This is a genomic window from Streptomyces sp. AK02-01A (assembly GCF_033795305.1).
Taxonomy (GTDB): Bacteria; Actinomycetota; Actinomycetes; order Streptomycetales; family Streptomycetaceae; genus Streptomyces.
Genome location: NZ_JARBAE010000018.1, coordinates 98,457 through 122,577, shown reverse-complemented (window position 1 = coordinate 122,577; position 24,121 = coordinate 98,457). Strand labels below are relative to the sequence as shown.

Here is a 24,121-nt window from a genome sequence, read left to right as displayed (position 1 = left end):
CGACGGGCTCGTCTGTGCGCGATCCGCGTCGCGGCCCCACCCGCTGCTTCGGAGCTGCGCGGCACGTGCGCTCCCCGGCGCCGGGGAGCGCACTGCGGGCCGGGACGCGGTTCCTGCCGGCGCTGTGTTGTCCGCTCCGGATCGCGGCGGAGGCGCTGACGATCGGCGTCCTCGCGGGACTCGCCCGCGAAACGTTCGCTTCCTGTTCAGCGGCTCCGCAGGGCGAGAAACTCGTCCCAGGTCATCCGGCCGTCGCCGTCGGTGTCGGCGACGGCGAGCACTGCCTGGGCCTGGGACTCCGACATGGTGCTGTCGCCCAGTCCGGCCATCACGCTCCGGAACTCCGCCGCGGTGATCGCGCCGTCCTTGTCAAGATCGAACTGGTCGAACGCTGCCCTGAGCGATTCGGTGTCCGCCATCTCTTTCCTCTCGCCGTGCCGTTGGTGACGCGGTCACCGTACCGGCAGCCCTCCGGGCCCGGCCGGGCCCTGAGGTGCCCGGCGGATCGCGCGGGTCCGCCGGGCCGGCCGAAACAAGTGGGGAGTGCTCCCCGGTTGATGCTAGAGTGGCGCCGTCACTCCAAGTGGGGAGTGCTCCCCATTTGGTCCCGCCGACTTCGCTCGCCTGCTGGGGAGGCCTTTATGTCCATCGAGCCCGTCCGGGTTTCCGAAGAGCCCGAAGACCACGGAGTTCCTGAAGCTCCCGGAGTTTCCGAAGTTTCCGGAGTTCCCGAAGAGCCGTACGGCGCGATTCCGACAGTCGTCGAAGAACTCGTCGTCGACGCCGAGGAATTCACCGCCGACCCGTATCCACGCCTGGCGGAGCTGCGTGCCGGGGGCCCTGTCCGCCGCGTCCGCACTCCTTTCGCGGAGCTGTGGATGGTGGTCGGTCACGAGACCGTACGGTCGGCCCTCGCCGATCCACGGCTGCGTAACGACATCCGCCACTCCCGCGACTGGGACAGCGACGGTGGCTACGCCATCGGCCGCAATATGCTCCAGGTCGATCCGCCCGACCACACCCGGCTGCGTCGCCTGGTCGCCTCCGAGTTCACCGGCCGCCGGATCCGGTCGCTCCGACCGCGCATGCGGGACATCACCGACGCGCTCCTGGACGCCATGGCTCCCGAGGGCCGCGCCGACCTGGTCGAGGCGCTCGCCTTTCCGCTGCCGATCACCGTCATCTGTGAACTGCTGGGCGTTCCCGACGCCGACCGGAACGCCTTCCGCGCCTGGTCGACGGAGATGGTCGCCGCCAATGACCCGGAGGCCGCGACCGCCGCGGCCCGGGAGATGACCGGATACCTGACCGGCCTCATCGAGGGCATGCGTCCGGCAGTGGCCGGTGCCGGTCGGAACGACGGCCTGCTGTACGCGATGGTCCGCTCGGCCGACGAGGACGGCGACGGCCTCTCCACCGAAGAACTCCTGGGCATGGCCTTCCTTCTGCTCGTCGCCGGCCACGAGACCACCGTCAATCTGATCTCCAGCGCCGTGCATCTGCTGCTGCGGCACCCGGCACAGCTCGCCGCGCTGCGGAATGACTGGACGCTGCTGGAGGGCGCCGTCGAGGAGGTGCTGCGGTACGAGCCGCCCGTGCCGGCCACCGCCTACCGCTACACCGCCGAGCCCGTCACGCTCGCCGGCACTCGTATTCCCGCCGGCGAACCCGTGGTGCTCTCACTCGCGGCGGCCAACCGTGACCCCGCCCGCTTCACCGCGCCGGAGAGGTTCGACATCCGCCGCGACCCGGCCGAGACCCGCGGTCATCTCGCCTTCGGTCACGGGATCCACCACTGCCTGGGCGCGCCGCTGGCCAGGATGGAGGCCACCATCGCGCTCCGCGCCCTCTTCGAGCGCTTTCCCGGCCTGGCGCTGGACAAGGCCGCGAGCCCTCCCGACTGGCGGCCGAGTCTGCTGCGCGGACTGCGCCGGCTGCCGGTGCGCTGGGACGCCTGACGGGAGCGCGGCGCACCGTGCTCGGCCGTGAGCCGGCGCTCGGCGCAGGACTCCTCGGTGACGGGTGTCCGCGAGGTAGCGGTCAGCGCGGATAAAGGAGTAAATGGACAGATGAAGGAGTAAATGGAACGAATGGGCTACTGGCGTTTGTTCGCGGATCGCCTCCTGGAGCACCCATTGGGTCGCGGGCTGGTGGCGATTCCGCTCGTGCTGATCGCGGTGATCACCGTGATCGACATCAATACGCCGGAAGATGTCCATCTTGGTCCGTTGCTGGTGGTCGCGCCCGCACTGGCCGCCTCCTTCGGCGGGCCCCGGCTGACCGCTCTGATCGGCGCTCTGGCGGTGGCCGCCCAGGTCGTGATCGGCGTGTTCCACGGCGGGTTGACCACGACCAATCACATCGCGCAGATCATCGCGCTGGCCGTTCTCTCCGCTCTGGTGGTCGTGGTCTGTCTGGTGCGCGAGCGGCGTGGCCGGGAGCTGAACCGATTGAGATCGGTGGCCGAGACGGCGCAGCAGGTCCTGCTGCGGCCGCCGCCCCAGCGGGTCGGGCCGCTGCGGGTGGCCTGGCTGTATCTGACGGCCGAGGACGAGACCCAGATCGGCGGCGACCTGTTCGCGGTCACCCGTACGGCTCACGGCGGCAGCCGAGTGATCATCGGCGATGTACGGGGCAAGGGGCTGGACGCCATCGGCGAGGCGTCCGTGGTGCTGGGCGCCTTCCGGGAGGGCGCTCACCGGTGCACCGCACTGTCCGAGCTCGTGGCGGCACTGGAGGACAGTGTCAGCCGGAGCGTCGATGAGGTGGCCAACACCGAGCACGACCCGGGCGAACACTTCGTCACCGCACTCGTGCTGGACATCCCGGACCATGACTCGCGGGCCGAGATGATCAGTTGCGGTCATCCGCCGCCGCTGCTGGTGCGCGGCCGCGAGGTCCGGGTCCTGCACTCCCTCAGCACCGCGCCGCCGCTGGGCGTGTGCGTACCGCCCGTGTCGAGTTTCCGCACCGACGTGTTCACCTTCGAAGCCGGCGACGCCCTCCTGCTCTACACCGACGGTGTCATCGAGGCCCGCTCGCCGACCGGAGCGTTCTATCCGCTCGCCGAACGGGTCGCGTCCTTCGCCGCGTCCAGTCCCGCTGCCCTGGTGCGCCACATCCACCGCGATCTGCTCAGCCACACCGGCCGGCATCTCGCCGACGACGCCGTCCTCCTGGCCATCGAACGGACCCCGGCGCAGCAGCATTTCCACGAGGCCCGGCGCTCGGCCGATTCCTTCAGGAGCCACCGCCCGCTCGCCGGCCAACCGCCTCCGCCCTCGGCGCGCCGGCCGTAGTCCCGGCGGACGGTCGCGCCCACTTCATTGCATAAAGCTGCGGCGAAACGTATAGTCATGCCACTACCGAGGAGGGTTTTCGATGGCGGCAGGTGCGGTACGCGCGGCGGTGGCGGGAGCGAGCGGATACGCGGGCGGTGAAGTGCTCCGACTGCTGCTCGCTCATCCCCACGTCGAAATCGGCGCCCTGACCGGCAATTCGAACGCGGGCCAGCGACTCGGCGGGCTCCAGCCCCATCTGCTGCCGCTGGCCGGACGCGTCCTGGAGCCGACCGTACCCGAAGTGCTCGCCGGGCACGATGTCGTCTTTCTCGCGCTGCCGCACGGTGAGTCCGCTGCCGTCGCCGAGCGGCTCGGTGACGAGGTCCTCATCATCGACATGGGCGCCGACTTCCGGCTGAAGGACCCGGCGGACTGGGAGCGGTTCTACGGCTCCGCGCACGCCGGCACCTGGCCCTACGGCCTCCCAGAACTGCCGGGTGCCCGCGCCGCGCTGGAGGGGTCCAAGCGCGTCGCGGTGCCCGGCTGCTATCCCACGGCCGTCTCGCTCGCGCTCTTCCCGGCCTACGCGGCCGGCCTGGCCGAGCCCGAGGCCGTGATCACCGCCGCCTCCGGGACCTCCGGCGCCGGCAAGGCGGCCAAGCCGCATCTGCTCGGTTCCGAGGTCATGGGCTCCATGACCCCGTACGGCGTCGGCGGCGGCCACCGGCACACTCCCGAGATGATCCAGAACCTCAGCGAGGCGGCCGGAGAGCCGGTCACCGTCTCCTTCACGCCCACCCTCGCACCGATGCCGCGCGGCATCCTCGCCACCTGCTCCGCCAAGGCGAAGCCGGGCACGACGGCCCAGGACGTACGGGACGCGTACGAGAAGGTCTTCGCGGACGAGCCGTTCGTCCATCTGCTGCCCGAGGGACAGTGGCCCGCCACGGCGTCCGTCTACGGTTCGAACGCCGTACAGATCCAGGTCACGTACGACGAGTCCGCGGCCCGCATCATCGCGATCAGCGCCATCGACAACCTCACCAAGGGGACCGCGGGCGGCGCGATACAGAGCATGAACATCGCCCTCGGACTTCCCGAGGACACCGGACTCTCCACGATCGGAGTGGCACCTTGAGCGTCACCGCAGCGAAGGGATTCACGGCGGCGGGCATCGCCGCCGGGATCAAGGAGAACGGCAACCCGGATGTGGCCCTCGTGGTCAACAACGGTCCGCGCCGCGCCGCCGCGGGCGTCTTCACCTCCAACCGCGTCAAGGCGGCGCCCGTCCTCTGGTCCGAGCAGGTCGTCAAGGGCGGCGAGATCACCGCCGTGGTGCTCAACTCGGGCGGCGCCAACGCCTGTACGGGACCACAGGGCTTCCAGGACACCCACGCCACGGCGGAGAAGGCGGCCGAGGTCCTCGGCGGCGGCGGTGCCGGTGAGATCGCGGTCGCCTCGACCGGACTGATCGGCCTGCGGCTGCCGATGGACAAGCTGCTGCCGGGGATCGAGAAGGCCGCGGCCGAGCTCTCCGCCCACGGCGGCGAGAAGGCCGCCATCGCCATCAAGACCACCGACACCGTCCACAAGACCGCCGTCGCGGGCGGCGAGGGATGGACCGTCGGCGGTATGGCCAAGGGCGCGGGCATGCTCGCACCGGGCCTCGCCACCATGCTCGTCGTCCTCACCACCGACGCCGACATCGAGGCACCGGCGCTGGACACGGCGCTGCGCGCGGCCACCCGTACCACCTTCGACCGGACCGACTCCGACGGCTGTATGTCCACCAACGACACCGTGCTGCTGCTGGCGTCGGGAGCGTCCGGTGTCACACCCGGATACGACGAGTTCGCCGAGGCCGTCCGGGCGGTCTGCGCCGACCTCGCGCGTCAGCTCATCGGCGACGCCGAGGGCGCGTCCAAGGACATCCGGATCGAAGTGATCAACGCCGCGACCGAGGACGACGCCGTCGAGGTGGGCCGCTCCATCGCCCGCAACAACCTCCTCAAGTGCGCCATCCACGGTGAGGACGCCAACTGGGGCCGGGTGCTCTCCGCCATCGGCACGACGGGCGCCGCCTTCGAGCCCGACCAGCTCAATGTCGCCATCAATGACGTCTGGGTCTGCAAGAACGGCTCGGTCGGAGAGGACCGCGATCTCGTGGACATGCGCTACCGCGAGGTGAGGATCACCGCCGATCTGGCCGCGGGCACCGAGTCGGCCGTCATCTGGACCAACGATCTGACCGCCGAGTACGTCCACGAGAACAGCGCGTACAGCTCATGACCACCCGCAAGCACACCGCCCTGCCCAAGGCGCGGATCCTCATCGAGGCGCTGCCCTGGCTCACCCGGCACAACGGCAGGACCGTCGTCATCAAGTTCGGCGGCAACGCCATGGTCAACGAGGACCTCAAGGCCGCCTTCGCGCAGGACGTCGCCTTTCTGCGGCAGGCCGGCCTCAAGCCGGTCGTCGTGCACGGCGGCGGCCCGCAGATCAGCGCCCAGCTCGACCGGCACGGCCTGGTCAGCGAGTTCAAGGCCGGTCTGCGGGTCACCACACCCGAGGCCATGGACGTCGTACGCATGGTGCTGGCCGGACAGGTGCAGCGTGAACTGGTCGGCCTGCTCAACCAGCACGGTCCGCTCGCCGTCGGCATGACCGGCGAGGACGCGCACACCATCACCGCGACCCAGCACCGTCCGCTGATCGACGGCGAAGCGGTCGACATCGGCCGCGTCGGCGAGATCACCGCGATCGACACGGGCGCCATCGAGGCGCTGCTGGCGGACGGCCGGATCCCGGTCATCTCCTCCATCGCGCGCAGCGCCGACGACGGGCATGTCTACAACGTCAACGCTGACACCGCGGCCGCCGCGCTGGCCGCGGCGCTGGGCGCCGAGACACTGGTGGTCCTCACGGATGTCGAGGGGCTGTACGAGGACTGGCCCAACAGCGATGACGTGATCCGCCGGCTTACCGCCACGCAGTTGGAGAAGCTGCTGCCCGAGCTGTCCGCCGGCATGGTGCCGAAGATGGAAGGCTGTCTGTTCGCCGTACGCAACGGCGTCAGCACCGCCCGCGTGATCGACGGGCGGGTCCCGCACGCGATCCTGCTGGAGATCTTCACCGACGACGGCATCGGCACGATGGTCGTGCCCGACGGCGGCGGCGTACCGGAAGAACCGCACGCATCCGAAGGGGGAGCGAAGTGACCGGCAATCAGGAGCTCGTACAGCGCTGGCGCGGCGTCATGACGGACAACTACGGCACGCCGGGGCTGTCTCTCGTCCGCGGGTCCGGCGCCACGGTCTGGGACGCCGACGGCAACCAGTACACCGACTTCGTCGGCGGTATCGCGGTGAACGCGCTCGGCCACGCCCATCCCGCTGTCGTCGAGGCCGTGTCCCGGCAGATCGCCGCGCTCGGCCATGTCTCCAACCTCTATGTCGCCGAGCCGCCGCTCGCTCTCGCCGAGCGGCTGATCCAGCTCTTCGGCCGGCCCGGCCGGGTGTTCTTCTGCAACTCCGGCGCCGAGGCCAATGAAGCCGTGTACAAGATCGGCCGGCTGACCGGACGACGGCACATGGTCGCCACCGACGGCGGTTTCCACGGCCGGACCATGGGCTCGCTCGCGCTGACCGGCCAGCCCGCCAAGCGCGATCCGTTTCTGCCGCTGCCCGGCGATGTCAGCCATGTCCCGTACGGAGACGCCGAGGCACTGCGGGCCGCCGTCACCGAGGACACGGCCTTCGTGATCATCGAGCCGATCCAGGGTGAGAAGGGTGTGGTCGTGCCGCCTCGCGGCTATCTGGAGGCCGCCCGCGAGATCACCCGTGCCACCGGCACCCTGCTGGTCCTGGACGAGGTCCAGACCGGGATCGGCAGGACGGGCCACTGGTTCGAGCACCAGGCCCACCAGGGCGTGGAGCCCGACCTCGTGACCCTGGCCAAGGGACTCGGCGGCGGGCTGCCGCTCGGTGCGACGGTCGCCTTCGGCGAGGCCGCCGATCTGCTGCTGCCGGGCCAGCACGGTACGACGTTCGGCGGCAACCCGGTCACCTGCGCCGCCGGACTCGCCGTACTCGACACGCTCGCCGCCGACGGACGTCTGGACCAGGTCAAGCGTCTCGGCGAGAGACTGCGGGACGGTATCGAGGCGCTCGGCCATCCGCTGGTCTCGCATGTCCGTGGCGCCGGTCTGCTTCTCGGTATCGTGCTCACCGAGCCGCTCGCGCCGCAGATGCAGCAGGCGGCTCAGGACGCCGGTCTCCTGGTGAACGTGCCCGCTCCCGATGTCGTGCGGCTGATGCCGCCACTGATCATCGGCGACGACGAGGTGGACACGCTGCTGAAGGCGCTGCCCGGCATTCTCGACAGCATCCACGGGGACGGACGATCCGGAGAATGAGACGACGATGACCGAGGCCCAGGACACCGAGCACGGCGGGCAGTCCGTGCCGCAGACCAGAACCGCCCGCCATCGCCGGATCGTGGACATCCTCAACCGGCAGCCGGTGCGCTCGCAGAGCCAGCTCGCGAAGCTGCTCGCGGACGACGGGCTGAGCGTCACTCAGGCGACGCTCTCCCGCGACCTGGACGAACTGGGCGCGGTGAAGATCCGCAATACGGGCGGCGAGCTGATCTACGCGGTCCCCAGCGAGGGCGGTTTCCGCACGCCGCACGCCCCGCTCGGCGGCTCGGCGAAGGAGGAGCGGATGCGCCGGCTCTCCGGTGAACTGCTGATCTCCGCCGAGGCCTCGGCCAATCTCGTCGTCCTGCGGACGCCGCCGGGTGCGGCCCAGTTCCTCGCCTCGGCCATCGACCAGGCCGAACTGAGCGATGTCCTCGGCACCATCGCCGGAGACGACACCCTGATGCTGATCAGCCGCGACCCGGCGGGCGGCCAGGCCCTCGCGGACCATCTGCTGAAGCTGGCTCAGAACGACCGCTGAACACCGCCGCGCGAAGGCCACCTCTGACGGTGTGTCAGGACGGACCGGCGCCGAACAGCCGCTCCGCCAGAGGGTCCTCGCCGAGGAACGAGACCAGCTCCGCGCGGCCGGGCGCGGTCGCCGGGCCACGGCGGGTCACCGCGAAGGCCGCCGCCGCGTTCGCGCCGCGCGCGGCCGTCAGCGGATCGTGTCCCTGGCCCAGCAGGGCCAGGAACGCGCCGACATGGGCGTCGCCCGCGCCGTTGCTGTCCACGGCCCGGACCGGGAAGCCCGGCACACGCACCGGCGATTCACCGGGCGCGGCCAGCCAGCAGCCGTCCTTGTCCGCCCGTACGAGCACTCCCGCGCCCGGCGTCAGCCGCTTCCGCAGCGCGGTCGCGGCGGTGCGCGGATCCTTGTGGCCGGTCATCAGCCGCGCCTCACGGGCGTTGGCGCTGAGCCAGTCCGTACGGGCCAGTACCGGCGCGATGACCTGTTCCGGAATGTCGGCCACCAGCGGAGCCGGATCGAAGCAGACGGTGATGTCCGCCGGCAGCTCCGTCGTGAAACGGGACAGCAGCGGGCCGTTGACCGGCATCACCAGGCCGTAACCCGAGAGCTGCACCAGATCACCGGGTCTCAACCGCCCGGCGACGCGGGCGACTTCGGCTTCGGTCAGCCGGGCGTCGACGCCGAAACTGGTGACAAAGGTGCGTTCGCCGCCTCCGTCGACCAGAGCGACGGTGAATCCGGTGTCGCCGTCCTTCCGGACCGGCAGCAGCGTCCCGATGTCCTCCGCCGCGAGCGACTCGCGCACCAGATCGCCGTACGGTCCGGTGCCGTGCAGCCCGGCGAAGACGGCTTCCGTGCCGAGGCGGCGGGCCGCGACCAGGGTGTTGAAACCACCGCCCGCCGTCAGTTCCGTACGCGAGCCGATCACATCACCGCCGCGTTCGGGCAGCGCCGGAATCTCGATGACCAGATCGGCGATCACATTCCCGGCGAGGACCAGCCGGCGGCCCGGCTCCCGACGGCTCATCGTCCGGCCTCCTGAAGCGCCGGAGAGGAGGAGACGGGCGCCGTTCCGCTCCGGTGGCCTGACAGCGCGTACACAGCCGCTCCGACAGCCATCGCGACGGCCCAGCCCAGGCCGTTCACACCGAGCCAGGTGTCGGAGAGCGGGCCCGCGAACCAGACGTCGGTGGCGCTCGTCGATGCCTTGGTGAAGAGCAGACCGGCCACGATGGCCGCCGCCCAGCCGAGGACGGCCGGCAGATGGAAGCCGCGCGAGTACCAGTAGCGGCTGGTGCGGCTGGTGTCCATCAGCGCCTCGGAGTCGTACGTACGGCCGCGCAGCGAGTCCACCAGGATCACGCCGGCCCATGCCGAGATGGGCACCGCGAGCAGGGTCAGGAAGGTGGAGAACGGACCGTAGAAGTCCTTGGCGATCAGCATGAAGTAGATGCCGCCGGCGAACATCAGCACCACGTCCAGAGCCACGGCCATGGGACGCGGCACCCGCAGGCCCAGCGTGATCATGGTGAGCCCGGCGGAGTAGGTGGAGAGATGGTTCGACATCAGCAGCCCGCCGAAGGCCGCGATCAGATAAGGGATCGCCATCCAGGACGGCAGCATCGCGTTGATGGCGGCGACCGGGTCGGCCGAGGTGGCGAGCGTCGGATCGTCCGCCGACAGCAGTGAACCGAGCGAGATCAGCAGCACCAGCGGGATGCCCGCGCCGAACGCGGAGGCGACGACCAGCCGGCGGCCCGGGATCTCGCGCGGCAGATAGCGGGCGTAGTCCGCGCCGGCGTTGGCCCAGCCGATACCGGTACCGGCGGCGATGAAGCCGATACCCGCGACGACTCCACTGGTCGGTCCCGCCGGAGCGTCGAGCACCTCGCTCCAGTCGACGGTCGCCACCAGGAAGCCCATCACCACGAGGTTGAGAACGCCGAAGACGACCGTGGCCCACTTGTTGATCCACATGATGGTGGCATGGCCGAGACCGCTGATCAGCAGCGTGCAGACGATGAAGACCAGCAGACAGAGCAGGGTCAGGACGGTGTTACGGCCGACGTCGAAGACGATGCCGAGCAGCGCCAGCAGCGCGTACGCGGCGGTGGTCGTCGTGATCGTCTCCCAGCCGACCCGGCTCATCCAGGTGATCAGCGTCGGACCCGCGTTGCCGCGCTGCCCGAAGACAGCGCGGGACAGGGTGAGCGCGGGCGCGCCGCCTTTCTTGCCCGCCAGGCTGAGCACACCGACCAGGGTGAAGGAGCCGAAGGCTCCGACGACGGCGACCAGTGCCGCCTGCCAGATGTTCAGCCCGCGGAAGGCGACGAGAGTGGCGCCGAGCGGCAGTCCGAGGATGCTGATGTTGGCGGCGAACCAGGTCCAGAACATCTGGCCGGCGTGGCCGTGCCGTTCGTTGTCGGGGACCGGCTCAATGCCTCGGGTCTCCATGGCGCCGACGCGATCGTTCGTCGTCGAAGCGGTCATGACGGAACCTCCTTGCATGATGCGAAGTGGCAGGCGGGGACGGGTGTGATGATCAGAAGAAACGTTTCAGCGGACAGGGAGTCGCGGAGCGGAGTACGGCTGGCGGCGGCGGGCAGGGCTCAGCGCGGCGGGTCCCGGCGGAGTTCGAGCAGGTCCGCCGTCAGCGGCTCCAGCTCAAGACCGTTGACGGTACGGAGGGTGTGGACGGCGTCGGCCGGCAGCGCGGCCAGCCCGGCCACCGACCCGGCGACCGCGCCGGCGATGGCGCCGATGGTGTCGCTGTCACCGCCGAGATTGGCGGCCAGCAGCGCGCTGCGCCATGGATCGCCGCCGGTCATCGCGAGCACGGCGAAGGCCGCGGGCACCGACTCCTGGCTGGCGACGCTGGTGCCGACGAGTGCGCAGATACGGTCCAGCGCGACCGCCTCGGGCAGCCCTCGCACCAGTTCACCGGCCCACTCGATCCGGGAGGCGATATCGGCGCCGGCGATCCAGTGCCCGCGCCGGACTCCGGCCCGCGCGGCGGCGACGGCGGCCGCGACGGCCTCGTCCAGCGTGCCGCCGCCGACGCCGGTGCTGACGGCCGCGGCGACGGCCGCCGCGCCCGCGATACCGACGGTGGTGTCATGGGTGACCTGGCAGGACTCCACCACATGGTCGAGGAAGTCCGCCGCCGGCTCGGCGGCGAAGGCGATGCCGACCGGCGTGACACGCATGGCGGCGCCGTTGGTCGTGCCGTATCTGCCCGCCTCCTCCGGCGGAACACCGCGCGCGACGGCGTCCAGTGCGGCCTTGGTCGACGGGCCGAGGAGATCGAAGGAGCCCTTGGCCTTCATCTCCTTCTCCCAGGCGAGGAGTTCCTGGGCGAGACGCAGCGGGTCGATCCGGCCGTGTCCCTCGACGATCAGCCTGCCGACGATGACGGCCTGGTCGGTGTCGTCGGTGACCGATCCGGCCGGCATACCGGCACTGACCGGGTTGTCCGGAAGTGCCGGCTCGAATCCGGTGAGGGTGCCGTAGACCCGTACGACGTCCTCCCGGGACATCACCTGAGTGGGCATGCCCAGCGCGTCGCCGAGAGCGAGTCCGTAGTACGCGCCGAGCGCGCGGTCGAGCAGGCCGGTCACAGGTGGCCTCCTCGGCCCGAGCGGAGGTGCAGTTGGAACCGGGCCGGGTCCAGCAGGCTGCTGACCTGCTCGACGACCGTACCGTCGGCGGCCCGGTAGACCTGGGCCAGATGAAGGAAGGACTCGCCGGGAGAGCGGTGCAGTACGGCGGCCTCCGCGGCGTCGATCCCACGGACGGAGACCAGGCCCTCGCCGGAGTCGGTGACACGGCCCGCTGCGATGAGCGCCTTGTTCAGCGAGCCGCCGTCGAGGCCCTGCTCGGGCAGCCCGGCGAGCTCTCCCACGGCGGGCACCTTGCTGTGTTCGAGCGAGACGCCCTGTCCGTCGGCCAGCCGTCTGACCCGGTCGAGCGCGATGAAGCCGGCCGACTCCAGACCCAGCTCCTCCGCCAGCTCCGGGTCGGTGACGGCCTCGAAACGGAGGACCTCGGTGGTCAGCTCGGTGCTCTGTCCGGCCAGCGCCTGGGTCCAGCCGAGACGGCTGTCCAGTGGCGTCCCGTCGAAGGTGACGAAGGAGCCTATGCCCGCGTGCGTGGAGATGAGGCCCTGCTCGCCCAGGACGTGCAGCGCCTGCCGCAGAGTCGTGCGGCTGACGCCGAACCGCTGGGTGAGCGCGTGCTCACCGGGCAGCCGGCTGCCGTCGGAGTGGACGCCCGAGCGGATCTCGTCGGCGAGAACGCGTGCGATGCGATGATGCTTGTGTACCTGTCCAGGCATGTATGAACAGTAAGTGGATACCGCTCCCCGGGTCCATAGTCCGCAACGGAATTCTTTCGCGCGTGATTCCTCCGCGCGGTCCTCCGTGTCCGGGCCGCGAATCCGGACGCGTCCGTGATCAGTAGCGCGTGATGGCCGTGGCTCCCGACGGTGTCCCGACCGCGATGTGCGGAGCGCGGAGCGGATCCGCCCAGGCCAGGATGTGGCGCATCGCCTCGGCCGGTACGGACACACAGCCGGCGGTGGCACCGTCACCGTTGACATGCAGGAAGATCCCGGCGCCCCGGCCGCGCACCGGCCGGTCGTAGTTGAAGCCGATGACCAGCGCGTGGGCGTACTGGTCCCGGTAGTCGGCCAGCCGCTCGGACTCGCTCGCGCGGCAGTCCGCGGGCAGCCCCTCCACCCAGCGGTTGTACGCCTGCGCCTCATTGTCCTGGCACCACCAGGACTCCTCCGTCACGCGGCGGTAGCCGTATGCCGTGCCGGCGGGCTCCGGCGCCGTCCCGAAGGCGTACGGCAGCGCGTACAGCCCGGTGGGTGTGGTCGATGTGCCCTGGACGCGCTCGCTGCCCCGGACCAGCCCGCCGGCGCCGAAGCGCGCGTCGGCCGACCCCACCGCGACCCAGTCGCCGTGGCGCAGGTCCCACCAGGTCACCCGGCCCCTGGTCGCTCCGGCGCGAGGAGCCTCCGCGGTGATGAGCTGGCTTCCGCCGCCGGTGTCCGCCATCCGGTCGGGAAGCGGCGCCGCCGCCGACGCGGCCCGGGCGGACGGCACCGCCGGAGACACGGTCGTGCCGGTGAGGACGGCGAGCAGGACGAGGCCGAGGGCGAGAGCGGTACGCATGGTCCGGACCGTATGCCGGGAACGCCGTCACGGCCTCCCGGCCGGTTGTCCCGCAGGGACCCGTCCGGCGGATCGGCGAGCGTACCGGGCCGTCAGGACCGCACCCGTCCCGCCGTGCGATCGCGCCGGCACGGCCCGTACGACGGCGATTCTCCGCTGTGCGACGCCCGCCTCCGGACGCCGCCCGGCGGTGTCCGAAATCCGCCGGGCGGTCCTGGGCCGAATGCGCGGAGCGGCCACGTCCGGCCCGGCGTCCGCGCGGAGCGTCGGCTCCGTCCTCCGCCGCCAACGCCGCGAGGCGCGGTGCCGGGGCACGCGAGCCCGGCGAGATCCAAACGAGAGGCCCAGGCCCTGTCTGACACATCCCGCCTGGCCTGCGACGCCTGGCACGCACGCTCACCGCGTTGTCGGAGTCATCCGAGTACGTCCAGTACACGGATGATCCTCCGCCTTGGGACCGCACGCACCAGACGTCGCGGGCCCCGCCCTCCGGGCGGACGGCGCTATGTGTCAGACACGGCCTAAGCGTCCGTTCGCGACGGAAGAGGCAGCGGCAGCGCGGGCAGACCGTCCAGACTCACCCCGACGTGGTCCTTCTTCTCGCAGTACGCGGCGAACTCCTCGTCCGACTTCCTGGCGAAGTGCTCGGCGTGCTGGGTGCGCTCCTCCCGGTAGTCCATGAAAGGGACGGCGAAGCCGCAGGCGTCACCGATTGCGCCGCGCGTGGATCAGGATGATGGCGCGGGCCGAGGGACCGTCGGCGTCCTTGAAGTGCGGGATGTACTCGGCCCAGCGCGGATCGTCGCGGAAAATCGGTTCGCCGCGGCCATGCACCCGCAGCACCTTCGGCGGTCCGGTGAACGCGCACCACATCAGCGTGATGCGGCCGTTCTCCCGCAGATGGGCGATGGTCTCGGCGCCGCTGCCGCCGAAGTCGAGATAGGCCAGGGTCATCTCGTCGAGTACGACAAGCGTTCCGGCGCGCCCTTTGGGCGAGAGGTTGACATGGCCGTCGTCCGCCAGTGGCGCGGTGGCGGTGAAGAAGACGGGCTGCTGCTCGATGAAGGTACGAATGCGGCCGTCGATCCGTTCGTAGCGCTTTCCCATGCCATGGATTATCCGCGCCCGCGACCAGGGACGACAGGGATCTCAGCGGATGGAGCGACCCCGCGCGCCGCCCCCGCGCGCCGCCCGTACCGGAGCGCGTTGACAAAACAATACGGTGCACTGCATAGTTATACCCGTCAGTGAATGCACCGTAAGGAGATACCCGTGACCGAGCGCGTCGTACTCGCCTACTCGGGCGGCCTGGACACCTCCGTCGCCATCGGCTGGATCGCCGAGGAGACGGGCGCAGAGGTCATCGCCGTCGCCGTGGACGTCGGCCAGGGCGGCGAGGACCTGGACGTCATCCGTAAGCGCGCGCTCGCCTGCGGTGCGGTCGAGGCCGAGGTCGCGGACGCCAAGGACGAGTTCGCCGAGGAGTACTGCCTTCCGGCGATCAAGGCCAACGCCCTCTACATGGACCGCTATCCGCTGGTCTCCGCGCTCTCCAGGCCGACGATCGTCAAGCACCTCGTCGCCGCCGCGAACAAGCACGGCGCCGGTATCGTCGCCCACGGCTGCACCGGCAAGGGCAACGACCAGGTGCGGTTCGAGGCCGGTATCTCCGCGCTCGGCCCCGACCTGAAGTGCATCGCCCCGGTCCGCGACTACGCGATGACCCGTGACAAGGCGATCGCCTTCTGCGAGGAGAAGAACCTCCCGATCGCGACCACCAAGAAGTCGCCGTACTCCATCGACCAGAACGTCTTCGGACGCGCCGTCGAGACGGGCTTCCTGGAGGACATCTGGAACGCGCCGATCGAGGACATCTACGAGTACACGCAGAACCCGGCCGTCGCGCGCGAGGCCGACGAGGTGGTCATCTCCTTCAAGGAGGGTGTCCCGGTCGCCCTCGACGGCAGGCCCGTCACCGTCCTCCAGGCGATCCAGCAGCTCAACGAGCGGGCCGGAGCCCAGGGCATCGGCCGTATCGACATGGTCGAGGACCGGCTCGTCGGCATCAAGTCCCGCGAGGTGTACGAGGCGCCCGGCGCCATCGCGCTGATCACCGCGCACCAGGAGCTGGAGAACGTCACCGTCGAGCGCGAGCTGGCCCGGTACAAGCGGCAGGTCGAGCAGCGCTGGGGCGAGATGGTCTACGACGGCCTGTGGTTCTCACCGCTCAAGCGCGCTCTGGACGGCTTCATCAACGAGGCCAACCAGCATGTCACCGGCGACATCCGGATGACCCTGCACGGCGGCCGGGCCGTCGTCACCGGCCGGAAGTCGGAGCAGTCGCTGTACGACTTCAACCTCGCCACCTATGACTCGGGTGACACCTTCGACCAGTCCAAGGCGCAGGGCTTCATCGAGATCTTCGGCCTCTCGTCGAAGATCGCCGCACGGCGTGACCTCGCCTGATCCCTTTTCGCACGGCAGCCGCCTCCCCGTTCCTCCGCGGCGGGGAGGCGGTCGTACTTCCCGATCCCTCCGAGGAGCAGCAGTGAGCAGCAACAACGGTGATGTCCGGCTCTGGGGCGGTCGTTTCGCCGACGGCCCCTCGGACGCGCTGGCAGCCCTGTCCGCGTCCGTCCACTTCGACTGGCGGCTCGCGCCGTACGACATCGCCGGCTCCCGCGCCCACGCCCGAGTGCTCCACAAGGCCGGTCTGCTCACCGAGGACGAACTGACCCGCATGCTGGCCGGTCTCGACCAGCTCGAAGCCGATGTGGCCGACGGCTCGTTCACCGGCACCATCGCCGACGAGGACGTCCACACCGCGCTGGAGCGCGGCCTGCTGGAGCGTCTCGGCGCCGATCTCGGCGGCAAGCTGCGCGCGGGCCGCTCCCGCAACGACCAGGTCGCCACGCTCTTCCGGATGTATCTCCGCGACCACGCCAGGACCATCGGCGGACTCGTCGCCGGGCTCCAGGACGCGCTGGTCGGCCTCGCCGAGGCGCACCCGGATGTCGCGATGCCGGGCCGCACGCATCTCCAGCACGCGCAGCCCGTGCTCTTCGCCCACCATGTGCTGGCGCATGTGCAGTCGCTCTCCCGGGACGCGGAGCGGCTGCGGCAGTGGGACAAGCGCACGGCGGTCTCTCCGTACGGCTCCGGCGCGCTGGCCGGATCCTCGCTCGGGCTCGACCCGGAGGCGGTCGCCGCGGACCTCGGCTTCGAGCGTGGCTCCGTGGGCAACTCCATCGACGGCACGGCCTCGCGTGACTTCGTGGCGGAATTCGCCTTCATCACCGCGATGATCGGCGTCAATCTGTCGCGGATCGCGGAGGAGGTCATCCTCTGGAACACGAAGGAGTTCTCCTTCGTCACGCTGCACGACGCCTTCTCCACCGGTTCGTCGATCATGCCGCAGAAGAAGAACCCGGACATCGCGGAGCTGGCGCGCGGCAAGTCGGGCCGGCTCATCGGCAATCTGACCGGGCTGCTGGCCACGCTGAAGGCGCTGCCGCTCGCGTACAACCGTGATCTCCAGGAGGACAAGGAGCCGGTCTTCGACTCCTGCGACCAGCTTGAGGTCCTGCTGCCGGCGTTCACCGGCATGATGGCCACGCTGACCGTCAACCGGGCGCGGATGGAGGAGCTGGCTCCGGCCGGTTTCTCGCTCGCCACCGACATCGCGGAATGGCTGGTCAGGCAGGGTGTGCCCTTCCGGGTGGCGCACGAGGTCGCCGGGGAGTGCGTCAAGGAGTGCGAGAGCCTCGGCATCGAGCTGGACGAGCTGACCGACGAGCAGTTCGCGAAGATCTCCGAGCACCTCACGCCCGAGGTGCGGTCGGTGCTCAATGTGCCGGGCGCGCTGGCCTCCCGTGACGGCCGCGGCGGTACGGCTCCCGCCGCGGTGGCCGTGCAGCTCGCCGAGGTCAAGGCCGACCTGGTGATCCAGCACGCCTGGGCGAACGCCAGGAAGCAGCGGTAGGCCCTGTCTGACACATCCCGCCTGGCCTGCGACGGCTGGCACGCACGCTCACCGCGTTGTCGGAGTCATCCGAGTACGTCCAGTACACGGATGATCCTCCGCCTTGGGATCGCACGCACCAGACGCCGCGAGCCCCGCCCTCCGGGCGGACGGCGCTATGTGTCAGACACGGCCTAGCGCGAGCGGCGGCTACAGCGCCGCCGCCCAGTCCGCGAGCGCGTCGAAATCCGGCCGGGTCAGTCCGGTGCGCGGATCGATGTGCAGCAACAGGGCGGCGGCCAGGTGCCGTTGATCGACCCACGCGTGGTCGTAGGACGTGATGTCGTCGTCGATCCAGGCGAAGGGCCGTCCGGCCGCGTACTCCAGGATGTACTGAGTCTTCCAGAAGGTCCCGCGAGGGGCCTTTCCGTGCATCTGGGGCCAATTTATGTAAGGCAGTTCCGGCAGCCCGAGATGCGGTCCGATCCACTCGTTGGCCTCGCCCTTCCAGGTGGTGGCCCAGACCAGCTCGTACCACTCGGCGAGCGCGAGCAGCTCCGTGCCGTGCCCGGGGTTGAGCCAGACCCGCAGGGGCTGGGTCTCCGTCCATCCGGAGGGGTGCATCCGGTGCGTCGCGTAGCCCTCCGGCCGACGCGTCGCCGGAGCCGCGTACGGATTGAGCGGTCCGTCGACATCGATCAGCAGCAGTGGCTTCATTCCGCCATGATCGCCACCGAGGCCGGTGCTGGGAAGTCCTTTCCGGGCCGCTCCGCGACACCTTGCTCACCGACCGCCGTGGCGCGAGCATGGAATGAGACGTTAATGTCTCGATCGGGTTATGTTCGTCTCATGACAGTCAACCGTGACCAGGTGCTGCGCACCGCCGCCGCCGTCCTCACCCGCAAGGCGACCGCCACCATGGACGAGGTCGCCCGCGCCGCGGGCATCGGGCGTGCGACGCTCCACCGCCACTTCGCCGGGCGCGACGCGCTGGTCAAGGCGCTGGAGGAGCTGGGCATCCGGGAGTTCGAGACCGCGCTCGACGCGGCCCGTCTCGACGAGGGCCCGGCGGGCGAGGCGCTGCGCCGGTTCGTCGGCGAGGTCGAGCCCGCCGCCGGACTCCTCGGCTTCCTCGTCACCGAGAACCAGCTCTTCGAGGGCGATGTCGACGAAGGCTGGAACCGGCTCGACGCCCGTGTCTCGGCGCTCTTCCGGCGCGGACAGGAACAGGGCGAGTTCCGGATAGATCTCAGCCCCGCCTGGCTGACGGAGGCCTTCTACGGACTGATCAGCTCCTGTGCCTGGGCGGTCCAGGACGGGCGCGTCGCCACCAAGGATTTCCAGTACATGATCGTCGAGCTGCTGCTCGGCGGAGTACGACGGAGCGTGAAGCCATGACCAGCACCTATCTGCCGGCGGCGGACGGCCGGCTCCTCCCGCGCCCCGGGCGGTGGATCGCGCTGGGTGTGCTCGTCCTCGCCGTGCTGCTGGTGGCCGTCGACGCGACCGTACTCGGCCTCGCCACGCCATTCCTCAGCGAGGACCTCAAGCCGTCCGGGACCCAGCTCCTCTGGATCGGCGACATCTACTCATTCGTCATCGCCGGACTGCTGGTCTCGATGGGCAGCCTCGGTGACCGCGTCGGCCGCAAGCGACTTCTGCTGACGGGCGCGGTCGCCTTCGGCGGGATCTCGGTGCTCAACGCCTACGCGGCCACGCCCGAGACGATGATCGTCGCCCGTGCGCTGCTGGGTGTCGCGGGCGCGACCCTGATGCCGTCCACTCTCGCGCTGATCCGCAACATCTTCCACGATCCCAGGGAGCGCAGTCTGGCCATCGGGATCTGGGGCGCGATGGCCTCCGCCGGCGCCGCGGTCGGCCCGGTCGTCGGCGGCTTCCTGCTGGAGCACTTCTGGTGGGGCTCGGTCTTCCTGATCAATCTGCCGGTGATGGCGGTCCTGGTGATCGTGGGCATCAGGACGCTGCCCGAGTCGAGAAATCCCGCGCCGGGTCCCTGGGACATGACCAGCGTGGTGCTGTCGCTCGTCGGTGTCGTCGGCGTCGTGTACGCCGTCAAGGAGACGGCGGCGCACGGGCCGGGCTGGGAAGCCACCGCGGCGGGCGTGGCCGGCGCGGTCGCGCTCCACTGGTTCGTCCGACGGCAGCTCACACTGACCGCGCCGCTGCTCGATATGCGGCTGTTCCACCACCGGGGTTTCTCCGGTGGGGTGCTGGCCGATCTGCTGACCATCCTCGGCCTGTCCGGGCTGGTCTTCTTCCTGTCGCAGTTCCTGCAACTGGTGCAGGGACGCTCACCGCTGGAGGCGGGCCTGGCGGAACTGCCGGCGGCCGTCGGCGCGGTGGCGGCGGGGCTGGTCGCCGGCGCGACCGCTCGCCGTTTCTCCGTACGCTCCGTGGTCGCCGGCGGCCTCGCCGCGATCGGTCTGGCCCTCGCGGCGCTGACCGGACTCAGCCAGTCCACCGGCTTTCCGCTGCTGGGCGCGGTGCTGCTGGTCGTCGGCGTCGGCGCGGGTTTCTCCTTCACCGTCACCTCCGACGTGATCCTCTCCAGCGTCCCCAGGGAACAGGCCGGCGCGGCGTCCGCCGTCTCCGAGACCGCGTACGAACTGGGCGCGGCGCTCGGCATCGCGTTGCTGGGCTCGGTCGTCACCGGCGTGTACCGGGACTTCCCGGCCCCGCCCGGTGTCCCGGCGGACGCGGTCTCGGCCGCCCATGAATCCCTGGGCGGCGCGGTCGAGGCCGCGGCCGGCCTCCCGGGCTCCTCCGCCGCGGCGCTGCTCGCCGCGGCTCAGGACGCCTTCGCCGCCGGTCTGCGCCTCGCGTCAGGCGTGGGCGCGGCGGTGCTCCTGGTCACGGCGGTGGTCGCGTGGTTCCTGCTGCGCGACCAGAAACTGGAGGACGGCGCCGAGCACTGAGACGGCGCCGCAGCGGGCGTCAGGCCGCCTTCGCCTTGGTGGCGTACATGTCCACGTACTCCTGGCCGGACAGCAGCATGACCTCGGTCATCACCGAGTCCGTCACCGCCCGCAGCACATACCGGTCCCGGTCCATGCCCTCGTACCGGGAGAACTCCATCGGCTTGCCGAAGCGCACCGTCACCTTGCCGGTGCGCGGCATGCCGGTGCCGTTCGGCTGGAGCTTGTCCGTACCGATCATCGCGAAGGGCACCACCGGCGCGCCGGTCATCAGGGTCAGCCGCGCGATGCCCGTACGCCCTCGGTACAGCCGGCCGTCGGGAGAGCGGGTGCCCTCCGGATAGATGCCGAAGATATTGCCCTCGTCCAGCACCCGACGGCCCGTCATCAGCGCCGCGACACCGCCGCGCCCGCCGTCGCGGTCCACCGGGATCATCCCGACGCCGGTGAAGAACCAGGCCATCAGACGGCCCTTGAAGCCCTTGCCCGTGACGTACTCGTCCTTGCCGATGAAGAAGACCTGACGGTCACAGACAAGCGGAAGGATCATCGAGTCGATGAAGGTGAGATGGTTGCCGGCGAGGATGACAGGACCGCTTCCCGGGATGTTTCCCGCGCCCTCCACCCGTGTGCGGAACATCAGGCGCACGATCGGTCCGAGCACTGCCTTGATGAGCGCGAAGCGGGACAACGGGTCCTCCGGTGTCGTGTGACGGTCGTGGATGGCCGGCGAAATCCATGCAGGTGAGGACGATACTCGTGGGTCGCGGCACGCGCACATCGAGTTCACCGACCGGATACACGGCGTTGACATGTGTTTCCGGCGCGTTCTCCCAGGGTCTCCCGTACGGAGGGCGCGGCCGCCTACGCTCGGGCCTCGCTTGGCAGGTGCGTGACATCACATCAAGGAGCGTTCATGACACAGGGTGCGCGGAACACGCCCGGACGGCGGACCGTACTGGGTGCGGCGGTGCTCGGCTCGGCGGCCATGGCGCTGCCCGCCGCGGCGCAGGCGGCCGAGCGGGGACGGGGAGACGGGCACGGATCGTCGTATCCGGGCCTGCCCACGCTCACGATCGTCGGCCACCGCGGGGCCAGCGGCTACCGTCCGGAGCACACCCTCGGCTCGTACCAGCTCGCCCTCGACCTCGGCGCGCATGTGATCGAGCAGGACCTGGTGCCCACCAAGGACGGCCATCTGGTGTGCCGTCACGAGAACGACATCACCGCCACGACGGATGTCGCCGACCATCCGGAGTTCGCCGGCCGCAAGACCACCAAGAGCGTCGACGGGGTCAGCCTCACCGGCTGGTTCACCGAGGACTTCACGCTCGCCGAGCTGAAGACGCTGCGGGCCAAGGAGCGCATCCCCGCCAACCGTCAGCGGAACACCCTCTACGACGGCCGCTGGGAGATTCCCACGTTCGAGGAGGTGCTGCGCTGGGCGGAGGACGAGGGCCGCCGCCGGGGACGCAAGATCTGGCTGTACACCGAGACCAAGCACCCCACCTACTTCCGCGGGATCGGCCTCGGCCTGGAGGAGCGCCTCGCCAAGCTGCTGCGCCGGTACGGGCGTGACCGCAAGGACTCCGCGATCTTCCTGCAGTCCTTCGAGCCGAGCAGTATGCAGAGGATGGCGAAGCTGGTCTCCTCGCCGCGCGTCGTGCTGCTCGACGCCGCCGGCACCCGGCCGTGGGACTTCAAGACCGCGAACGACCCGCGCACGGTCTCCGATCTGGTCAAGCCGGAGGGCCTGAAGTGGATCGCGTCCTTCGCGCAGGGCATCGGTCCCACGCTCGATCTGATCATCCCGAAGGACGCCACGGGCAAGCTGGGCACGCCCACCACGCTGGTGCGGGACGCGCACGCGAAGGGCCTGATCCTCCACCCGTACACACTGCGCGACGAGAACACCTTCCTGCCGGCCGACTTCCGGCGCGGCACGGACCCGAACGCGTACGGCGACGCGTTCGGCGCGTTCAAGCGGTACTTCGAGCAGGGCATCGACGGCATCTTCACCGACAACCCGGACACGGGTCTGCTGGCGCGGGCGGACTTCGTCAGCCGCTGACTCCGCTGTGCCCCGGTCGGGTGACTGCCCGGCCGGGGAGCAACCGGCGGTCGCCGCCGGAACGTCCCGCCCGTCATGACGCTTGTCGAAGCCAACCCGTCCCTACGGACCCCGACCCTGCTCCGTCCCGCCGCGCCGCGACCGCCGGCGGTGTCCGTCCCGGCGCCGCGTCGCCCGCGCCCGGCCCGGGAGGCGCTCGTCGAGGGACTGCTGCCGCTGGTGCGCGCGGAGGCGGCGGCCGAGGCGCCGGGGACCGGCGCCGAGCCCGGCGACCTCGAACAGGCCTTCTGGGTACGGCTGTTGGAGCGGACCGAGGACGAGGGACCGCCGGGCGACCTCGCGCGGTGGGTACGGGACGTGGTCCGGGCCGAGGCGCGCCGTGCCCGCCGCGCCTCGGCCTGGGAGCGCCCGTACCGCGTCGAGCCCGCCACCGGCCCGGAATCCGACCCGGAGCGTGCCGCGCTCCGCTCCGAGCGGCGCCGCGCGCTCCGCGCGGCGGTCCGGCGCACTCCCGGCCGCTGTCCGCGTCTCCTGGTCGCGATGCTGTCGCCGAAGGATCCCACCTACCGTGAAATCGCTGGGGAGTTGGGTATGTCACAGGGCACTTTGGGTCCATTGCGCTCAAGATGCCTGGGATGCCTGCGCAGAATGCTCGCCGCGGAGGTTGCGGCTCCTGAACCGAGGGGAATGGAGCGGTAGACAATCGGCGGACCAAGTGAGCGGGAGGCATGCACACATGGGCATGAGCGTGACCATCTCAGCGGCGAGCGCGCAGGACGCGGAGCACATCCTGAAGCTGCAGTATCTGTGCTATCAGAACGAGGCGGAGCTCTACGGCGACTACACCATCGAGCCGCTCACCCAGACCCTCGACGACCTGAGGGCCGAACTCGGCCGCGGTCACGGACTGGTGGCCCGCCTCGGTGACGAAGTGGTCGCCTCGGTACGGGGAAGCGTCGACGCGACGGGCACCGCGCGGATCGAGAAACTCGTCGTCCACCCACGGATGCGGCGCCACGGCCTCGGCGGCAGACTCCTCGACGCCATCGAGGCGCACTTCGCGGGAGAGCCGGCCGCCAAGCGCTTCCAGCTCTTCACCGGCCATCGCAGCGAGGGCAATCTGCGTCTGTACCGCAGCCGGGGCTACGCGCCGGTGTCGACGGAACAGGTCGGTCCGCGGCTGAGGCTCGTCACCCTGGAGAAGGGATCCGCCGCCGGGACATACGCGGCCAGCGCCTGAACCGGCGCGCGGCCGTGCGAGCGGCGGAACGCGCTGTGCCGGTCTCCGTCACCGCCGCGAGGCGCGCAGCCACAGGATGCCGGTGACCGGCAGCAGCACGGGGATGAAGAGATAGCCCATCCCGTAGTCCGACCAGACCGTGGCATCCGGGAAGGCCGAGGATTCGGCCAGCGTCCAGGTGCCGACGGTCAGGACACCCGCGAGTTCGGCGGCGCAGCACACCAGCGCCGCCTTTCGCGCCGTCTCACCGCCGCGTACCAGGGTGTAGGTGATGAACGCGTACACCACGGCCGCGACGGCGGAGAGCGCGTAGGCCAGCGGCGCCCGGTCGAAGCCGGTGGCGATCTGGTAGACCGACCGGGACACGGCGCCGACGGACATCACGCCGTACAGCCAGACCAGCAGCAGACCCGGCCCGCGGACCAGTCTGGTCCTCGGCTGTCCCTCCGCCGCCTCCGTGCCGGTCTCCGGCTTCTTCTTCGCGCCGGTGGCGGACCCGTCCATAC

General features: G+C 70.4%; 23 protein-coding genes and 1 pseudogene. 14 read left to right on the top strand and 10 right to left on the bottom strand.

The window, feature by feature from the left end:
* Positions 1 to 206 precede the first annotated feature (206 nt).
* Entirely contained in the window at positions 207 to 419 is a 213-nt protein-coding gene (locus tag PV679_RS18920; protein ID WP_319681477.1) for an EF-hand domain-containing protein, read from the bottom strand.
* A 222-nt stretch (positions 420 to 641) separates the two neighbouring features.
* On the opposite strand from PV679_RS18920, the gene PV679_RS18915 reads away from it, so the two are divergent.
* The 7 genes from PV679_RS18915 to PV679_RS18885 all read left to right on the top strand — a co-directional run bounded on the left by PV679_RS18915 (position 642) and on the right by PV679_RS18885 (position 8,239).
* The gene (locus tag PV679_RS18915; RefSeq protein WP_319681476.1) at positions 642 to 1,958 is read left to right on the top strand and encodes a cytochrome P450; all 1,317 of its coding nucleotides are present in this window, start codon (positions 642 to 644) and stop codon (positions 1,956 to 1,958) included.
* 123 nt (positions 1,959 to 2,081) lie between these two features.
* Positions 2,082 to 3,299, top strand: a complete 1,218-nt coding sequence (locus PV679_RS18910; protein WP_319681475.1) for a PP2C family protein-serine/threonine phosphatase — start codon at positions 2,082 to 2,084, stop codon at positions 3,297 to 3,299.
* An 82-nt stretch (positions 3,300 to 3,381) separates the two neighbouring features.
* Positions 3,382 to 4,419: an N-acetyl-gamma-glutamyl-phosphate reductase gene (argC, locus tag PV679_RS18905; RefSeq protein ID WP_319681474.1), complete on the top strand. Its 1,038-nt coding sequence runs from the start codon at positions 3,382 to 3,384 to the stop codon at positions 4,417 to 4,419.
* Entirely contained in the window at positions 4,416 to 5,570 is a 1,155-nt protein-coding gene (gene argJ / locus PV679_RS18900; protein WP_319681473.1) for a bifunctional glutamate N-acetyltransferase/amino-acid acetyltransferase ArgJ, read from the top strand. The genes argC and argJ overlap by 4 nt, the downstream gene beginning before the upstream one ends.
* A complete protein-coding gene (gene argB / locus PV679_RS18895; RefSeq protein WP_319681472.1) occupies positions 5,567 to 6,499 on the top strand; it encodes an acetylglutamate kinase in 933 nt (310 codons plus the stop codon). Before argJ ends, argB begins: the two co-directional genes overlap by 4 nt.
* Positions 6,496 to 7,695, top strand: a complete 1,200-nt coding sequence (locus PV679_RS18890) for an acetylornithine transaminase (protein ID WP_319681471.1) — start codon at positions 6,496 to 6,498, stop codon at positions 7,693 to 7,695. The genes argB and PV679_RS18890 overlap by 4 nt, the downstream gene beginning before the upstream one ends.
* Before the next feature lie 7 nt (positions 7,696 to 7,702).
* Positions 7,703 to 8,239, top strand: coding sequence for an arginine repressor (locus tag PV679_RS18885; protein ID WP_319681470.1), 537 nt, complete (start codon positions 7,703 to 7,705; stop codon positions 8,237 to 8,239).
* Between the two features lie 34 nt (positions 8,240 to 8,273).
* Here the strand turns inward: PV679_RS18885 and PV679_RS18880 are convergent, their stop codons facing one another.
* The 6 genes and pseudogenes from PV679_RS18880 to PV679_RS18855 form a co-directional block, all read right to left on the bottom strand.
* Positions 8,274 to 9,257, bottom strand: a complete 984-nt coding sequence (locus tag PV679_RS18880) for a PfkB family carbohydrate kinase (RefSeq protein ID WP_319681469.1) — start codon at positions 9,255 to 9,257, stop codon at positions 8,274 to 8,276.
* Positions 9,254 to 10,720, bottom strand: coding sequence for a purine-cytosine permease family protein (locus PV679_RS18875; RefSeq protein WP_319681468.1), 1,467 nt, complete (start codon positions 10,718 to 10,720; stop codon positions 9,254 to 9,256). Before PV679_RS18875 ends, PV679_RS18880 begins: the two co-directional genes overlap by 4 nt.
* A 119-nt stretch (positions 10,721 to 10,839) precedes the next feature.
* On the bottom strand, positions 10,840 to 11,847 hold the full coding sequence (locus tag PV679_RS18870; protein WP_319681467.1) for an ADP-ribosylglycohydrolase family protein: 1,008 nt from the start codon (positions 11,845 to 11,847) through the stop codon (positions 10,840 to 10,842).
* Positions 11,844 to 12,563, bottom strand: coding sequence for a GntR family transcriptional regulator (locus PV679_RS18865; RefSeq protein WP_319681466.1), 720 nt, complete (start codon positions 12,561 to 12,563; stop codon positions 11,844 to 11,846). Before PV679_RS18865 ends, PV679_RS18870 begins: the two co-directional genes overlap by 4 nt.
* A gap of 118 nt (positions 12,564 to 12,681) precedes the next feature.
* Positions 12,682 to 13,407, bottom strand: a complete 726-nt coding sequence (locus tag PV679_RS18860; RefSeq protein ID WP_319681465.1) for a L,D-transpeptidase family protein — start codon at positions 13,405 to 13,407, stop codon at positions 12,682 to 12,684.
* A 521-nt stretch (positions 13,408 to 13,928) separates the two neighbouring features.
* Positions 13,929 to 14,514, bottom strand: a pseudogene (locus PV679_RS18855) (pyridoxamine 5'-phosphate oxidase family protein).
* Positions 14,515 to 14,679: 165 nt separating this feature from the next.
* On the opposite strand from PV679_RS18855, the gene PV679_RS18850 reads away from it, so the two are divergent.
* Both PV679_RS18850 and argH read left to right on the top strand, forming a co-directional pair.
* Positions 14,680 to 15,873 carry an argininosuccinate synthase gene (locus tag PV679_RS18850; RefSeq protein WP_319681464.1) on the top strand — a complete coding sequence of 398 codons (1,194 nt, stop codon included), beginning with the start codon at positions 14,680 to 14,682 and terminating at the stop codon, positions 15,871 to 15,873.
* Between the two features lie 82 nt (positions 15,874 to 15,955).
* Positions 15,956 to 17,389, top strand: a complete 1,434-nt coding sequence (argH, locus tag PV679_RS18845) for an argininosuccinate lyase (protein WP_319681463.1) — start codon at positions 15,956 to 15,958, stop codon at positions 17,387 to 17,389.
* A gap of 189 nt (positions 17,390 to 17,578) precedes the next feature.
* Here argH and PV679_RS18840 read toward each other — a convergent pair whose 3' ends face one another.
* Positions 17,579 to 18,085 (bottom strand): HAD domain-containing protein, encoded by a 507-nt coding sequence (locus tag PV679_RS18840; protein ID WP_319681462.1) that lies wholly within the window; start codon positions 18,083 to 18,085, stop codon positions 17,579 to 17,581.
* Between the two features lie 132 nt (positions 18,086 to 18,217).
* On the opposite strand from PV679_RS18840, the gene PV679_RS18835 reads away from it, so the two are divergent.
* The gene (locus PV679_RS18835; protein ID WP_319681461.1) at positions 18,218 to 18,766 is read left to right on the top strand and encodes a TetR/AcrR family transcriptional regulator; all 549 of its coding nucleotides are present in this window, start codon (positions 18,218 to 18,220) and stop codon (positions 18,764 to 18,766) included.
* A complete protein-coding gene (locus tag PV679_RS18830) occupies positions 18,763 to 20,304 on the top strand; it encodes an MFS transporter (RefSeq protein WP_319681460.1) in 1,542 nt (513 codons plus the stop codon). Before PV679_RS18835 ends, PV679_RS18830 begins: the two co-directional genes overlap by 4 nt.
* Before the next feature lie 19 nt (positions 20,305 to 20,323).
* Here PV679_RS18830 and PV679_RS18825 read toward each other — a convergent pair whose 3' ends face one another.
* Entirely contained in the window at positions 20,324 to 21,040 is a 717-nt protein-coding gene (locus tag PV679_RS18825; protein WP_319681489.1) for a lysophospholipid acyltransferase family protein, read from the bottom strand.
* A 180-nt stretch (positions 21,041 to 21,220) separates the two neighbouring features.
* On the opposite strand from PV679_RS18825, the gene PV679_RS18820 reads away from it, so the two are divergent.
* From PV679_RS18820 to PV679_RS18810, 3 genes are all read left to right on the top strand, one after another.
* Positions 21,221 to 22,375, top strand: a complete 1,155-nt coding sequence (locus PV679_RS18820) for a glycerophosphodiester phosphodiesterase (protein ID WP_319681459.1) — start codon at positions 21,221 to 21,223, stop codon at positions 22,373 to 22,375.
* Between the two features lie 75 nt (positions 22,376 to 22,450).
* Positions 22,451 to 23,074, top strand: coding sequence for a sigma-70 family RNA polymerase sigma factor (locus PV679_RS18815; RefSeq protein ID WP_319681458.1), 624 nt, complete (start codon positions 22,451 to 22,453; stop codon positions 23,072 to 23,074).
* Positions 23,075 to 23,111: 37 nt separating this feature from the next.
* Positions 23,112 to 23,615: a GNAT family N-acetyltransferase gene (locus tag PV679_RS18810; RefSeq protein ID WP_319681457.1), complete on the top strand. Its 504-nt coding sequence runs from the start codon at positions 23,112 to 23,114 to the stop codon at positions 23,613 to 23,615.
* A gap of 48 nt (positions 23,616 to 23,663) precedes the next feature.
* Here PV679_RS18810 and PV679_RS18805 read toward each other — a convergent pair whose 3' ends face one another.
* A complete protein-coding gene (locus tag PV679_RS18805; protein WP_319681456.1) occupies positions 23,664 to 24,119 on the bottom strand; it encodes a hypothetical protein in 456 nt (151 codons plus the stop codon).
* Positions 24,120 to 24,121: the final 2 nt, after the last annotated feature.